Source organism: Rahnella rivi (assembly GCF_019049655.1).
Taxonomy (GTDB): Bacteria; Pseudomonadota; Gammaproteobacteria; order Enterobacterales; family Enterobacteriaceae; genus Rahnella; species Rahnella rivi.
This window is the reverse complement of the sequence record NZ_JAFMOX010000045.1, coordinates 72,806-88,034: the sequence shown is the minus strand read 5'-3', so window position 1 is coordinate 88,034 and position 15,229 is coordinate 72,806. Positions and strand designations below refer to the sequence as shown.

12 protein-coding genes are annotated in these 15,229 nt (G+C 52.1%); 6 read left to right on the top strand and 6 right to left on the bottom strand.

Annotation, left to right across the window (positions count from 1 at the left end):
• Nucleotides 1-254: 254 nt before the first annotated feature.
• On the top strand, nucleotides 255-527 hold the full coding sequence (locus tag J1779_RS03505; RefSeq protein WP_056782451.1) for a helix-turn-helix domain-containing protein: 273 nt from the start codon (nucleotides 255-257) through the stop codon (nucleotides 525-527).
• A 66-nt stretch (nucleotides 528-593) separates the two neighbouring features.
• On the opposite strand, the gene mdh is transcribed toward J1779_RS03505, so the two are convergent.
• Nucleotides 594-1,532 (bottom strand): malate dehydrogenase, encoded by a 939-nt coding sequence (gene mdh, locus J1779_RS03500; RefSeq protein ID WP_056782452.1) that lies wholly within the window; start codon nucleotides 1,530-1,532, stop codon nucleotides 594-596.
• A gap of 461 nt (nucleotides 1,533-1,993) precedes the next feature.
• Between mdh and argR the strand changes: the two genes are divergently transcribed.
• The 3 genes from argR (at nucleotide 1,994) to yhcN (J1779_RS03485) (ending at nucleotide 3,664) form a co-directional block, all read left to right on the top strand.
• A complete protein-coding gene (argR, locus tag J1779_RS03495; RefSeq protein WP_056782453.1) occupies nucleotides 1,994-2,464 on the top strand; it encodes a transcriptional regulator ArgR in 471 nt (156 codons plus the stop codon).
• A gap of 482 nt (nucleotides 2,465-2,946) precedes the next feature.
• On the top strand, nucleotides 2,947-3,210 hold the full coding sequence (yhcN, locus tag J1779_RS03490; RefSeq protein ID WP_056782454.1) for a peroxide/acid stress response protein YhcN: 264 nt from the start codon (nucleotides 2,947-2,949) through the stop codon (nucleotides 3,208-3,210).
• Between the two features lie 190 nt (nucleotides 3,211-3,400).
• Nucleotides 3,401-3,664 carry a peroxide/acid stress response protein YhcN gene (gene yhcN / locus J1779_RS03485; RefSeq protein WP_217202884.1) on the top strand — a complete coding sequence of 88 codons (264 nt, stop codon included), beginning with the start codon at nucleotides 3,401-3,403 and terminating at the stop codon, nucleotides 3,662-3,664.
• Between the two features lie 302 nt (nucleotides 3,665-3,966).
• On the opposite strand, the gene mpl is transcribed toward yhcN (J1779_RS03485), so the two are convergent.
• A complete protein-coding gene (mpl, locus tag J1779_RS03480) occupies nucleotides 3,967-5,352 on the bottom strand; it encodes a UDP-N-acetylmuramate:L-alanyl-gamma-D-glutamyl-meso-diaminopimelate ligase (protein ID WP_217202883.1) in 1,386 nt (461 codons plus the stop codon).
• A gap of 167 nt (nucleotides 5,353-5,519) precedes the next feature.
• On the opposite strand from mpl, the gene fbp reads away from it, so the two are divergent.
• Nucleotides 5,520-6,524 carry a class 1 fructose-bisphosphatase gene (gene fbp / locus J1779_RS03475; RefSeq protein WP_056782457.1) on the top strand — a complete coding sequence of 335 codons (1,005 nt, stop codon included), beginning with the start codon at nucleotides 5,520-5,522 and terminating at the stop codon, nucleotides 6,522-6,524.
• A 130-nt stretch (nucleotides 6,525-6,654) separates the two neighbouring features.
• Here the strand turns inward: fbp and J1779_RS03470 are convergent, their stop codons facing one another.
• Entirely contained in the window at nucleotides 6,655-8,232 is a 1,578-nt protein-coding gene (locus J1779_RS03470; RefSeq protein WP_056782458.1) for a methyl-accepting chemotaxis protein, read from the bottom strand.
• A 316-nt stretch (nucleotides 8,233-8,548) separates the two neighbouring features.
• On the opposite strand from J1779_RS03470, the gene ppa reads away from it, so the two are divergent.
• Entirely contained in the window at nucleotides 8,549-9,079 is a 531-nt protein-coding gene (ppa, locus tag J1779_RS03465) for an inorganic diphosphatase (RefSeq protein ID WP_217202882.1), read from the top strand.
• A 107-nt stretch (nucleotides 9,080-9,186) separates the two neighbouring features.
• Here ppa and J1779_RS03460 read toward each other — a convergent pair whose 3' ends face one another.
• The 3 genes from J1779_RS03460 to tamA are packed head-to-tail and all read right to left on the bottom strand — an operon-like array spanning nucleotide 9,187 to nucleotide 15,060.
• Nucleotides 9,187-9,537, bottom strand: a complete 351-nt coding sequence (locus J1779_RS03460; RefSeq protein ID WP_122096280.1) for a gamma-glutamylcyclotransferase family protein — start codon at nucleotides 9,535-9,537, stop codon at nucleotides 9,187-9,189.
• Between the two features lie 31 nt (nucleotides 9,538-9,568).
• Entirely contained in the window at nucleotides 9,569-13,384 is a 3,816-nt protein-coding gene (gene tamB, locus J1779_RS03455; RefSeq protein WP_217202881.1) for an autotransporter assembly complex protein TamB, read from the bottom strand.
• Nucleotides 13,381-15,060, bottom strand: coding sequence for an autotransporter assembly complex protein TamA (gene tamA, locus J1779_RS03450; RefSeq protein WP_238485052.1), 1,680 nt, complete (start codon nucleotides 15,058-15,060; stop codon nucleotides 13,381-13,383). The genes tamB and tamA overlap by 4 nt, the downstream gene beginning before the upstream one ends.
• Between the last annotated feature and the right edge of the window lie 169 nt (nucleotides 15,061-15,229).

Below are 15,229 nucleotides of genomic sequence, written 5' to 3'. Positions count from 1 at the left end.
CCGATAACGCATTCACTTTAATCAATTTCAACTTTGCACGTGATACATCATGAAAATAGACATAAATCACAAAAAGCAACATGAATTTACTTGTTTGTTTAAATCACAATAAGAATGTATTTTTCTAAATGAAAGCAATGAGGGTTTTTAAGAAACATAGATTTAAATGATCGTAAATAAATCAAACCCTCGTTAAATGTATAAGTGCGATAAATATGCCCGCGGAATAAAATTAAACAAATAAGGAAGCCATCATGAATACAAGGAACGAAGACTGGCATCAGGCCGATATTATTGCTGCACTCAGAAAGAAAGGAACCACCCTGGCAGCAGTATCGCGCTCTGCAGGTTTGAGCTCTTCCACCTTATCAAACGCTCTGACACGGCCATGGCCAAAGGGCGAATTGCTCATCGCGAATGCGCTGGGGCTACATCCTTCAATTATCTGGCCAAGCCGCTATTTCGACGCCAGGACTTTTCAGATCATTGAACGCCGTTGCCGCACACCCAATGCTGCGCAAGAGTAGATCCGAGGGGAGATAAAAGAAAAAAACCGCCGGGATAAGCCGGCGGTTATCTATAAAGAGACGCAATCAGTGATTAATAAACTGTTCGCCGAGTTCGATATCCTTATGCAGGATCTCCAGCATCGATTCCAGTGACTGCTGTTCAAATGCGCTCAGTTTACCGATGTCCAGCAATTCGGTGATCCCATTTTTGCCAAGCAAAACAGGCTGTGCGAAAAAGCGAGCATACTCGCCATTGCCTTCGACATACGCACATTCCACAACGTTACTTTCACCCTGCATAGCTCGCAGTAATGAAAGTCCGAAACGCGCAGCCGCCTGCCCCATCGACAGCGTTGCTGATCCACCACCCGCTTTTGCTTCTACCACTTCAGTACCTGCGTTTTGAATGCGCTTGGTGAGTGAAGTGATTTCACTTTCGCTGAACGTCACACCAGGTACCTGAGAGAGCAGCGGCAGAATGGTGACACCAGAATGTCCACCGATCACCGGCACTTCAATGTCTTCCGGTTGTTTACCTTTTAACTCCGCAACGAAAGTATTAGAACGGATCGCATCCAGCGTTGTGATGCCAAAAAGTTTGTTTTTGTCATAGACGCCGGCTTTTTTCAGCACTTCTGCCGCAATAGCAACCGTCGTGTTGACCGGGTTGGTGATGATGCCAATGCAGGCTTTCGGACAGGTTTTCGCCACTTGCTGAATAAGATTACGAACGATACCCGCGTTAACATTAAACAGATCTGAGCGATCCATCCCTGGTTTTCGCGCCACACCCGCTGAAATCAGCACAATATCTGCGCCTTCCAAAGCAGGTGTGGCGTCTTCGCCACAGAAGCCTTTGATTTTCACAGCGGTAGGGATATGACTGAGATCGACAGCAACGCCCGGCGTCACCGGAGCGATATCATATAATGAGAGTTCGGAACCGGAAGGTAGCTGGGTCTTTAGCAGAAGCGCGAGGGCCTGACCGATACCGCCCGCAGCACCGAGAACTGCAACTTTCATCCTATACTCCTTTTTTATCATTAACTTATAAGTGTCGTGGAATTATTTTGGTTGTGACCTTAATCACTTACGCTGTTAAAAACAATCGCTCACCTGCAGAGAATCTGAGGTTGGTCGTTTAGAAAGTAAAAAAATACACCTAAGCGCCCTTATCCGGTCTTTTATGACTTTTATCGGAAAGCCACCCCTTAAAAGTAGCACCGCAAAAGACGTCAGGTTAATAAATGGTTAAATTTGGTTCATTGTGTGAGCTGAATCGAAATCGGTTGAGTCCAACTTCCTGCGGAAGGCTTACTCAAAATTCACAATTTCGGCATATTCATGAAAAACCCACTAACGCGACACCCGTCACATTCCTTGCAGAACGGTGAGTTCTGGATTTTCCGTATCTTGCGTTGTTGCATAAAAATGCAATTATCTGCATAATCAGCCAAACATTGATCAAGAGACCAGGGTGCAAAATGCGTAATCCTGCCAAACAGGAAGATTTAATCAAAGCCTTCAAAGCATTACTGAAGGAAGAGAAATTCAGTTCTCAGGGCGAAATCGTCGTCGCACTCCAGGAGGAGGGCTTCGAAAACATCAACCAGTCCAAAGTCTCACGGATGCTGACCAAGTTCGGTGCGGTGCGTACGCGCAACGCGAAAATGGAAATGGTGTACTGCCTGCCCGCTGAAATCGGTGTGCCAACAACGACCAGTCCGCTTAAGAACCTGGTACTGGACATTGATCACAATGAAGCCATGGTGGTCATCCGCACCAGTCCGGGGGCAGCACAGCTGATCGCCCGCCTGCTTGATTCACTCGGAAAATCAGAGGGTATCCTCGGAACTATCGCGGGTGATGATACGATTTTCATTACGCCTGCCCGCAGTTTCAGCGTTAAACAACTGCACGATGCGATCCTGAGTTTGTTCGAACAAGAGTTATAAGCCGCCTCAATAGTACAAGGGTGTAAGCGCCCTTTCTGTGCAGGGGGTCAGAAGAACAGAATTTCTGACCTCAGGCCAGCCTCTTTACCCTTCCTTTATATTGCTCACATTTCAAATGCCGCACAAAAATACCGGTTTTCTACCATTAACGGGTACAAGGCGCATGCCCTCTTCTGTTAACGCCGGTCACAACAGGCTCATTTCCGTCACATAAATATTTCAATGATGTGATTCACACCAAAAATAAGCACAGATAATCAAATTCATTCAATCTATTGATTTTACTAAAAATCAACACCAATTGAACAATTTATAGACGTTTTTTATTACTTTCCGTTATTAAAAACACCAATAGGACACACATAACCACTCAAATAACTATTAGCAAACTATTAATATTTTGAGTGACTAGATGTATACTCATTTCCGTGGTGTGAGACACCAGTTGTTGGAACACATAATAAAATCGACGAGGTCAAATCATGAACGTTAAAACTACAATCGCAACATTAAGCATTCTCTCTGCTCTGTCATTTGGTGCATTTGCAGCACAACCTGTTAGTCAGGAACAAGCTGCCAATCTGCAGGCGAAAGGGATGATCAGCGTCAGCGGCGTTGCCGGTGCACCTTCTGATATCCGCCAGGCACTGTCTGACAAAGCTGATGCAAAAGGCGCTAAAGCTTTCCGCGTTATTGAAGTGCGTCAGGAAGGTAACTACCACGCAACCGCAGAAATCTACCAGTAACTTTCCGGTAGCCATCGCGAAGGGGCCTGAATAAATCAGGCCCGTGAATAAACAGATTTATCACTGCCCGTTTTACGTTCCCGCACGCTTTAAGCGCCCTGAACTGCAGTTAACAGCCCTGATAAATCTACATTTGAATCGACGTTGCTCTCTCAAATTGCATCAACGTCAGTGAAATCAGGAAATTATCATGAAAATCATCACTACTATCGCCGCTCTTAGTCTGTTGTCTGCTGTGTCTTTCGGTGCGTCTGCCGCGCAACTGATCACGAATCAGCAAGCAGAAAATCTGCAACCTATGGGCGTGATCAGCGTGAGCGGAGTGAATGGTGCACCAACCGATATTCGCCAGGAGCTGTCTGACAAAGCTGATGCCAAAGGCGCTAAATCTTATCGTGTGATCGAAGCCCATAATGAAGGTGCTTATCACGCGACAGCAGAAATCTATCAGTAAGATCTTCTGTACGTTACCCAGAAATAAAGCCACTGCTTGAGTATTTATATGAATTAGCGTTACCGGGTTTCAACAGCCACAGATCGTCTCAATAAAACGATGCTGTTGAGGCTGGGAGAGAGCTGACACTGCCACTGCCGTGCTCTCTTGCTAACGATACCCTCGTCGTCCTGTCCGACGACACCCTTTGGCTCCCACGCTTTTTTTGGGAGCTTTTTTTTGTCTGTTGATAAGCCATTGCCCGGAATTAAAGACAAAAAAAGCACAGCGGATGCTGTGCTTTGAGGCCGTTGAGGAAGACATTATGGCTGCTGTATCAGGCTCGCTTTCGCGGCCAGTGCCTCCAGCAGTTTTCCGTGGATGCCACCAAAACCGCCGTTACTCATGACGAGAATATGATCGCCCGGCAGCGAGGCCTTGATCACCATATCCACCAGCGAATCCACATCTGCACTCCAGTGCGCAGGCTGTATACAGTGTTCAGCCACTTCTGCTACCTGCCACGGAATATGCTGCGGCTGCAGCAGGAAAACTTCGTCTGCACGCCCCAGCGACGGCGCCAGTTCGTTTTTGCTCATGCCCATTTTCATGGTGTTTGAGCGCGGTTCAAGCACTGCCAGAATACGCGCCGTGCCACCCACTTTACTGCGCAATGCGGAGAGCGTTGCCAGAATCGCCGTTGGGTGATGCGCGAAGTCGTCATAGACGCTGACGCCATTTTCAACGCCGCGCAGTTCGAGACGACGACGCGCGTTGATAAATTCGCCCAGGGCTTTACAGGCGTCTTCCGGCTTCACACCGACATGACGCGCGGCGGCAATCGCCATCAGCCCGTTATGCATGTTGTGTTCACCGACCAGATTCCAGTCCACCTGCCCGACGATTTCGCCTTTCAGGTAGACATTGAAAGAGCTGGCATCCGGCGTCAGTTTTTTCGCATCCCACGAACAGGCATCCGTTTCACCCACAAACTCCTGTTCACTCCAGCACCCCATCGCCATCACTTGCTTAAGCGGAGTATCGTGCTCGGGCAGGATGATTTTCCCTTTGCCCGGCACCAGACGCACCAGATGATGGAACTGTTTCTGGATGGCTTTAAGATCGTCGAAGATATCGGCGTGATCGAATTCAAGGTTGTTCAGCACCAGCGTGCGTGGGCTGTAGTGAACGAATTTCGAGCGCTTATCAAAGAAAGCACAATCGTACTCATCAGCTTCCAGCACCATAAACGGGCTGTTGCCCAGACGTGCAGACACCTCAAAGTTACCCGGCACGCCACCAATGACGTAACCCGGCTCATAACCACAGGCTTCGAGGATCCACGTCACCATACCCGCCGTGGTGGTTTTGCCATGTGTACCGGCAACGGCAATCACCCAACGCTCAGGCAGAACGTGGTCGTGCAGCCATTGCGGGCCAGACACGTAAGGGATCCCCTGTTCCAGCACGGCTTCAACGCACGGGTTTCCGCGCGTCATCGCATTGCCAATGATCACCAGATCCGGCTGAGGGTCTAATTGTGCAGGATCGTACCCCGTAATCAGCTCAATACCCTGATTTTCCAGCAGCGTACTCATCGGTGGATAAACGTTATCGTCCGAACCTGTAACCTGATGCCCCTGAGCACGAGCCAGCATCGCCAGCCCGCCCATAAACGTGCCGCAAATCCCAAGAATATGAATGCGCATATGTTTTCCATTAATGCCTTTAAGTCAGCCGCCATTCTACCGCTCAGAATCCTTCAGAAGAAATGGATTTGCCTATGATTCATCCATATATTTGGGCTAAACTGCCCACGCTCTTGTAAAGGTTTTATTAACGAACCGTTATCCATCCTAGATTCAGGGAACGTGTTATGAAAACGTTAGGCGAATTTATTGTTGAAAAACAGCAAGACTTTCCTCATGCAACCGGTGAACTTACCGCCTTGCTCTCAGCAATAAAACTCGGCGCTAAAATCATTCACCGTGACATCAACAAAGCGGGTCTGGTTGATATTCTCGGTACCAGCGGCGCAGAAAATGTTCAGGGCGAAGTACAGATGAAGCTCGATCTGTATGCGAATGAGAAGTTAAAAGCAGCCATGAAAGCGCGCGGCGAAATTGCCGGTATCGCGTCGGAAGAAGAAGACGAAATTGTTATTTTCGAGGGCGAACGCGCTGAGAATGCAAAATACGTCATTTTGATGGATCCGCTCGATGGCTCTTCAAACATCGACGTTAACGTCTCGGTCGGCACCATCTTCTCCATCTACCGTCGTACCACGCCACTGGGCCAGTCGGTGACCGAAGCTGACTTCCTGCAACCGGGCAACCGTCAGGTCGCTGCGGGCTACGTGGTTTACGGTTCGTCCACCATGCTGGTATACACCACCGGCGTTGGCGTTCATGCCTTCACTTACGATCCTTCACTCGGTGTATTCTGCCTCTCCCATGAAAAAGTACGCTACCCGGCAACCGGCAGCATGTATTCGATCAATGAAGGCAACTACATCAAATTCCCGCTCGGCGTAAAAAAATACATCAAATATTGTCAGGAGCAGGACGAAGCTACGCTGCGCCCTTACACCTCACGTTACATCGGTTCTCTGGTGGCAGATTTCCACCGTAACCTGCTCAAAGGTGGCATTTACATTTACCCAAGTACGGCGACCCATCCCAACGGAAAATTGCGTTTGCTGTACGAATGCAACCCGATGGCGTTCCTGGCTGAACAGGCCGGTGGCAAAGCCAGCGACGGTAAAAACCGCATTCTCGATATCATTCCGCAGAAACTGCATGAACGCGCGCCGTTCTTCGTCGGTAACTGCTCAATGGTGGAAGATGCAGAACGCTTTATCGCTCAATTCCCTGATGAATAAGCCCTGCGCGGCACGACAATAAAACATCAAAGAATGAACGTGATACCTCTGTAACTTAGCCTTACCGTTGTTCTGAACGTAAAAAGGTGGCTTTTTAAGCCACCTTTTTTATTTCCTGCAAAATGCGGTTTTACGATCGGTACTGCTCAGACTGATTCAGTTTGAACACGGCCATGCTCGCCGCCAGCAGCTGAGCCTGCTCTTCCAGAGAACGCGTCGCCGCCGTCGCCTGTTCAACTAACGCGGCGTTTTGCTGTGCCACCTGATCCATCTGGGTGATCGCGACATTCACCTGCTCGATGCCGTGCGTTTGCTCGCTGGTGGCAATCGAGATTTCCCGCATCAGGCTGGTCACGCGCGTCACTTCGCTGGAAATTTCCAGCATCGTCGCCGCCGCAGATTTCACCATGCTGGATCCTTCCGCCACCCGGCTTTCTGAATCACCAATCAGCTCTTTGATTTCTTTGGCTGATTGCGCACTGCGCTGTGCCAGGCTGCGCACTTCCCCCGCCACGACGGCAAATCCGCGCCCCTGCTCACCGGCACGTGCAGCTTCAACGGCGGCATTCAGCGCCAGAATATTGGTCTGGAAAGCGATGCCGTCGATGACAGTAATGATATCGCCGATACGTTTGGAGCTGTCGGTGATGCCCTGCATTTTCTCCATCACCTGATTAACAACCTGGCTGCCTTTGTCCGCAATCGATGAAACGCTGTGCGCCAGCTGGTTCGCCTGTTCAGAGTTTGCGGCGTTCATCCGCACAGTCGAGGTCAGCTGCTCCATGCTGGCGGCAGTTTCTTCCAGAGAGGCCGCAGACTCTTCGGTGCGCTGCGCCAGATGCACATTACCGGCCGCCAGTTCGCGCGAGCCCACGTCAATCTGGTTACCCGCATCGCGGACGCGGCCAACCGATAACACCAGAGAATCCTGCATTTGCTTCATGGCTTTCAGCAGGCGTCCCATTTCGTTGTTGTGAGAGTCGTCGATATCGTGTGTCAGATCGCCTTGCGCAATGAATTCCAGCTGCGCGATGGAAAACGTCAGCGGACGCATAATGAGTTTCTGCAATGCAAACCACGCCAGGACAGCAATCGTCAGCGCCACCACAAAAGCCGCGACGATGACGGTCAGCTGGATACGCGCCTCTGCCCGCGCCTGCTCAATGCGTTGACGGGTGTTATCCACCGCATACGCACGGAAATCCGCGAGCGCTTTGTCGTAAGCATTGCTGTAGGGCGTGATTTTATTCTCCAGCACATCGTAATAACTGTCGGCGCTTTGCGACTGCAACGCCTGAAGAATGGGGACCAGACCATTGGTTTTGTAAGCTTCGTAGGTTTTTTGCACCGCCGCGGATAAATCCCTGCCGTGCTGAGTGTCATCCACTATGCTGACGAATTTTCCCAGATCCGCATCTGCCTGTTTGATGTAACCGGCAATGCGGTCGGACGTTGCTTTCGCGTCATCCATCATGCCGATTTCCAGCTGACGGACAGCCACACCGCTGGCAACACGGGTGCGCAGGGAGTAACTGTAGCTGTCAGCCAGCGAGCCCAACTCCTCGCCCTGCAGCTGATTAATCTTTTGCAGCGAGGTCGCACTTTGCCTGATGGCATTGGCGCCCAGTACGCTCACCAACAGTAAAATCAGGGTCATAAACACTAACAGGCCGATCAGACCGGCCTTTACGCTCAGCTTATTCAACATACGGTGTTATCCAGTCATTCAGGTGAAAAGGAGAAGTGCATATCGCGGTAGGGGTCAGGTTTATCCCGACTTTTATTTGAATAGAGTTATCGGCAATTGACTGAATTTCTTGATAAGAAAAGCAAAAACAGGCAGTTACGCGGTGAAATGACCTGGCGGTAAATTTTACTGCCGAACCTGAAGTTTTTGCAGGTTCGCAACAGCAGGTCATGCGGAAAAATTGGAAAGCGACATTCGGTGAAAAGGGCGGGAAATCACGGGAGACTTGGCTATAATGTGCGGCACTCTATTCCTGGTTCAATGAAGGAAACCAACCATGAGCTTACTGAATGTACCTGCTGGCAAAGATATGCCAGAAGATATCTACGTTGTTATCGAAATCCCGGCAAATGCTGATCCGATCAAATACGAAGTAGATAAAGACACCGGCGCACTGTTCGTAGACCGTTTCATGTCTACAGCGATGTTCTACCCGTGCAACTACGGCTACATCAACCACACTCTGTCTCTGGATGGCGACCCGGTTGACGTTCTGGTGCCAACGCCTTACCCACTGCAACCGGGTTCTGTGATCCGTTGCCGTCCGGTTGGCATGCTGAAAATGACCGACGAAGCGGGTGAAGATGCGAAGCTGGTTGCGGTTCCGCACACTAAACTGAGCAAAGAATACGATCACATCCAGGATGTGAACGACCTGCCAGAACTGCTGCGCGGCCAGATCACCCACTTCTTCGAGCAATACAAAGCGCTGGAAAAAGGCAAATGGGTAAAAGTTGACGGTTGGGCTGACGCTGCTGCTGCAAAATCTGAAATCGTGGCTTCTTTCGAACGCGCTAAAAACAAATAAGTTTTTCGCTGTTCGGACGAAAAAAAACACCGCCAGATGGCGGTGTTTTTTTATGTATTACGCGTTGAAACACAACGTTTATTTTTAGACGACCTTGCTCAGATTACTCACTCTGCTGCATCGTTACGCTTTACCCAGTCGCCACCCTCTATTCTCGGCACACCATCCAGTGAGCGAATGTAGAGATAAATCCAGGCACTGCCGTACGGCGTCGAAATCAGCTCGCGACGATAATCTTTTGTATTACTTTTCAGTTCATCCAGCTCGGCTAAGATAGACGAGTTTATGCGGTAAACTTCGCAGTAGACCTTTCCTTCCCCTGGAATCACAGCAGGGTAATGCCCCAGATTATAGAGCGCATACCCTTCCAGCTCATGGTCACCCAGCCATTGAGCGTTAGTCATCCAATGACTGTTGCCTTGCTTGCGTCGCAGACTACCGTAAACAATTATTCGCATGTTTATATTCGTATAGTAAAAGTCACATGAATTAAAACTCAAACTGATAGAGCAAATCCAAGGCCTGATCGATGCCCGATACCGCCTGCAGATAGAGCTTCGGCATCAACCTGTAGCGTAAAGTGAGTGTTGCCAGTGAGTCGAAGATCCCGACACCATATTTCACCTGTAAACCCGGTAAAACATAACCACTGACCACCACCTGGGAACTGTCTCCCACGCCCTGAGTATCCAGTGCCAGATTGCTGACACCAAACGCCTCGCCGATTTTACCCACAAGTTTACCACTTTGCGCAACCCCCAACCCGATAAGAGCTGAGGTCATTGCGCCGCTGTCACCGCCAGAATTGTCTAATCCCTGCCCGCGAAGCAGGTAGGACAAGGCTTCCTGCTGTGACATCGCCGGATCTGAGAATATCTCAAGTTTCGGTGCATCGGCCTCGCCGGTCACCCGTAAACCGGCCACAACGTCGTTTTCTGTCGCTTCCGGATTACGAATCGCTTCCAGATTCAGCAGTGGCTGATCCGCCGGACCGGAGAACAGTAACTGGCCTTTACGCACAATTAAGTCCTGCCCGTACGCATGGAACCTGCCCGAAGGAATATTAATCTGCCCATTCAGCCCCAGACCGCGACTGTCCTGCGCCACTTTCAACGCCCCTTCAAGCCGGGCTTTCAGGCCGAACGCATCCAGACGCACATCTTTGCCGATATTCACCATCAGATTGCTGTTGATCGGAATTGACGCTGACACAGGTTCAATCGGCTGACGCTGATCGTTGAGCATCACCTCATCTGATGAAACCCCGACCGCACTTTCCGGCAACTCCTGCACCGTGATGCGCGCCCAGGGAATATCCACCGAACCGTTCAGCGAGAACAGCTGCGGCGTGGCATCAAACACCAGATCCGGCGAGACGTCGAGACGCACCATCGGCGGTACCGACACCCGCACACGATCGCCGCGTGCGGCAATACGGGCGCGCCAGGCGTTCAGCTCGCTCCAGTCGGCGTTGCCGTTAAGCTCCAGCTGGCCGTGCGCCGTTTTGATCACCCCTTCCATCAGCGATGACATGCCGTTGAAATTGATATTGATATTCGCGTCGGTGATATCAAACGGCATGAACTGACCGTCGAAATCGACGCCGCTCAACGCCAGTTTGCCAAACACCTGCGGTTTCTGTGCGTCGCCTCCCAGTCGCAGATTCGCGTTCAGGATGCCGGACGCCTTTTCTCCGTCCATCAGGGCTGGCTGCAACAGCGCCATCGAGATGCGGGTAATATTGACGTTGCCGGTCAGATTACGTTTCCCCTGCGGATCGGCAATCTGAATACTGCCGTCCAGCTGGCCGTTATTGGCAATCTTGATCAGCCAGTCCAGCGTCGCACGGCCATTATTGAGACCGGCATTCAGGTTCAGCGTGTCAAACGCCACCGGCAGCGGACTTCCCTGCACCAGTTGCTGTACTTTCACGCCCTTGCCCACCAGCGAGACGCTGGCCTGAGGCAATCCGCCCTCTGCTTTCCAGCTCACATCGGCCTTACCGGTGAAAACGCCGCTGAGCTGCGTGTCATCGGTCAGGAAGGGTTTAACCATCGCCAGATCAAAGCGGTTAAGCACCACGCTGGCCTGCCCGCTGGCACCGGCATCAATGGTTTTCGGTACGCAAAGACTGGCGTTCGGGTTCTGCCAGCAATGCGGCCCCACGGTGATTCGTTGCTCTTTGTTGAAATACTCCAGTGCGATCGTCCGGTTGAGACGCCATTCGCCGACCGGCGTATCGAACAACGTGTTATCGACGGTGCCCTTCCATTCCTCGGTCGCGCGGTCGAAACTGCCTTTCAGCGCCAGACGCCCGGAAACGGGTTTACCCTCGACTTTCAGCGTCAGCTGATGCTGTTTTTCGTTACCCTTGGCGTCCAGACTGATATCGGAGATATCCAGCGCGTCCTGTTTCAGTTGCTGCACGCGCACCGCCAGATTGCCCTGAATCTGATCGGTGGAGCTGACATCGCCTTTGACGTCAACGCGCCGGACGGTCAGTGCCTGCCATTTCAGCCCCGTTGCGGTCAGATCCGCCAGCAGCTTCGGCGCTTTCAGATCGCCGCGCAGTTGCAGCATCCCTTTCGCCACGCCGCCCAGCCCCGGCAAGGCGCCATCCAGATGTGGCGCATCCACTTTGGCATCCAGATCCCAGGTATCGCTGAGCTTACCTTTCACATCCAGATTGTTGCGCCCCAGTTCGAGGTGAAGCTGGGGAATATCCCACTGACCGTAACTGTTTCCGCGCACATTGCCCTGCGCTTTGACGGCGTTTTGTTTCACGTTACCGCTCAGATCCAGTACCGGTACCTGCACCTGCCATGTGCCGCCATACAGGCTGCCGCGCGTGGTGATTTTACCCTGCAACTTCGCCGGCCAGTCCGGATACTGTTTGGCAGTATTAATGCCGGTCAGCGTCAGTTGGCTGTTCCAGCTGATGGCTTTACTCCAGTCCACCACGCCGGTCAGATCGGTATTGCCTTGCAGCGCTGCCAGACGCAGCAGCGTCAGGTTGAACTGCTCCACGTTACCTTTGCCGTCAAGGGTCAGCGTGGCGGGCGGGATCTGATCGCCTTTGAAATCAGAACGCAGTGACAGTGCGTAACCGGTCGCTTTTCCGCTGACGTTAAATGTAAAGCCTTTCACCTGATACTGCGGCGTACCGGTCAGCGGCCACTGCAAAGCGTCACTGGTCAGCTTCATATTAAGGGGTAAGCCGGCTTCCGCCAGCTGGGTTTGCAACGCCAGCTGCGCACGCACAGGCCCGGAGAGATTGAGGCCAACGTCGAGTTTGTCACGCAAACCGCCTGCGACCTTCAGTTTGACCTTCTCGCCTTTAAGCGGATCGACATTCATGGCGGTGTTGATGGTCATGTCCACCGGCCAGTTTTGATTCAGCGTCGCCTGCCCGGTCCCGTCCAGCGCGCCCTGCGGCGAGCGGATCTGTAATTTGTCTAACCTGACAACCTGATCCTGCGTACTGGCCTTTAATTCGAAACGGGTGATCAGCACATCGGTATCACCGGTCAGACGCAGGTTTTCCCCGACAATCTGCTGAATATCGAGATCAACCGGCAGCCGGTAATCGGGTAACTCTGGCAGCAGGGGTTTCGCAAACAGTTCCTGAAGCGTCTCACCCAGCGGTTTTTCCGGCACGACGACCGCAGGCTCCGCCGGTTTACCGGTGGCTTTTTCCACCGCTTTGTCCTGCGCGGCCTGCACCACCTCCGGCAACGGATTGACCGGTGTTTTCGGCAACGCGATCAGTAATCCGCCAATGTTTGTTGGCATCAGCTGAATCGCACGGCCTTCCCAGTGCGCACCGGTCCGAAATGACGCCAGAGAAATGGCACGGTCATCAAGGGTTACGTTGATATTTTCCAGGGTCAGGACGCGCAGCGTGATGGGATACGGCGTACTGAGATTGGTCAGCGGCTCGCTGTTTTCTGGTTCAGGCTGCGGCTGAGCAGGCGTCATTTCTTTGGTGTTCACCACCACGTTGACGTCTTTTACCCGCAGCGCATTCACACATAACGCGCTGTTTTTCAGGCAGGAGAAATCGAGGGAGAGATGAAACTCCCCGGCTTTCACATCCACACCCGGCATTTCGTAATGCACGCCTTTCAGCGTCAGGTCGCGCCATCCGCCTTCGGTACTGGCGATATTCAGCCCCGGCACGAACCGGTTGGCGCCGTTGATCATCAGATGAAGACCGGTTTGCGTACCGATCAGGAAGGCCACCAGGCCAATCAGCAGCACCAGGAAGATTAAGGTTCCCAGGCAGATTTTCTTAAATAAACTCATAATTCCGGACCCAGGCCGATGTAAAACTGCAATCCATGCTCATCTTTATCGCCAACCGGCGCGGCGACATCTAATTTCACCGGACCGATCGGTGAAGCCCAGCGCACACCCACACCCGCGCCGGTTTTGAAATCGTTTTTCGTGATGTCATTTACCGCTTCGCCGGAATCGACAAAGACCGCTCCCCACCATTTTCCGGTGACGTTGTACTGATATTCCAGCGAGCCGGTGCCCAGATAGGACGCACCGGTCAGTTTGCCTTCATCATCGCGCGGAGAGATTGATTTGTATTTGTAGCCGCGAATACTGCGATCGCCACCGGCAAAGAAGCGCAGCGATGGCGGTACGCGTTCGAAATCGTTGGTTTCTATCCAGCCCAGATTGCCGCGCATCACGAAGCGGTGTTTCTCTTCCAGCGTACGGATCCAGACGTTTTGTGCCTGAACCACGGCGAAATCGACGTCGGAACCCCAGGTAGTGTCCGAGACATCCAGAGAATAACGTTGAGAGTCGCCCCAGGTCGGCATCAGGCCGCCGCGCTGACGCGTACGGTTGAGGCTGACGCCCGGATAAATCAGCATCGTGGTGTTGGTGACACTGCCCTGCGTAAAGTGGTCAAGGCTCCAGCGCAGATTTACCGCATGTTGCCAGCCGCTGGAAAGATCCCAGTAGCGTGCCAGATTCACCGTGGTGGAGTCCGAATTGGTGTCGTTGAGGTCTTCACGTTTGAAGCCGCCCTGAACCAGATAATATTGTTCGAGAGGTGACTTCAGCAGCGGAATTTTATAGCTGAGATCTAAAGACTGTTCCGGGCCGGACAGCGTGGTCGAGGTTTCAAAGCTGTGGCCGCGATCGTTCACCCACGGTTTTTTCCAGTTGGCCGTCACACGCGGACCGATATCCGTCGAATAACCGACACCCGTCTCGATGGTGTTTTCGGTGCGCGGCGAGACTAAGGCGTTCAGCGGTAATGTTTTACTGGCTTTAGCATCGGTGAAATCCGGGGAAACCACGACGGAATTAAACCAGCCCGTGGCAGACAGGCGGCGGTTCAGCTCGGCCAGCTGGGCGGAGGTGTAATAATCCCCTTTGTGGAAAGGCACCAGATTTTGCAGGTAATCATCACGGATTTGCGAGCCCTGATAATGCACATCGCCAAAGCGGTAACGCTGGCCGCTGTCGAACTGGATATCCCAGAACGCTTTATGCTCATCTTCGATGACGCCCAGCTGGCTTTTCAGCATGTTGGCATCAAAGTACCCTTTGCGCAGTGCCACACCGGTAAGGGAACTTTTAAAATGCTCGTAGGTTCCGTGGTTCAGAATGGTGCCCACGGCGGGAACCTGAGTTTTCTTCAGTTGTTCGAATTCATTATCTTTATCCGCCTGTCCGGTGATCACCACGGTGGTGCCCGCGATTTTAACCGGTGTGCCCGGCGTCACTTTGGCAATCAGCACCGGACGTCCTGGCGGGGGCGTCTCACGGTAGTCGAAATCAATCGTCGGGGAATAATAGCCCAGTGGCCGCAGCCCCTGTTCAATCGCGGCACTGACGCGCGCACGAAACCGCCCGTTTGCGCCGACTTCATCACTTTCTATTGACGATAAACGCACGCGGACGTTTTTTTCCAGATCGCCATCCAGGCCTTCCAGCTGCAAACGCACTTTCGCTGCCATGGAAAGTGAGGGGGCGAGCAGTACACATAACAAACCCAGTTCACGATATCGTGGCACACGCACTCCTGCTAATTTTGCTGTCCTGTTAAAATATCAGATGCCCGCCGGAGAAAATCCGCCCATCTTTGGCAGATTCCTCTTTCTAATGTCTGATGAAGGCAGTTTAGTG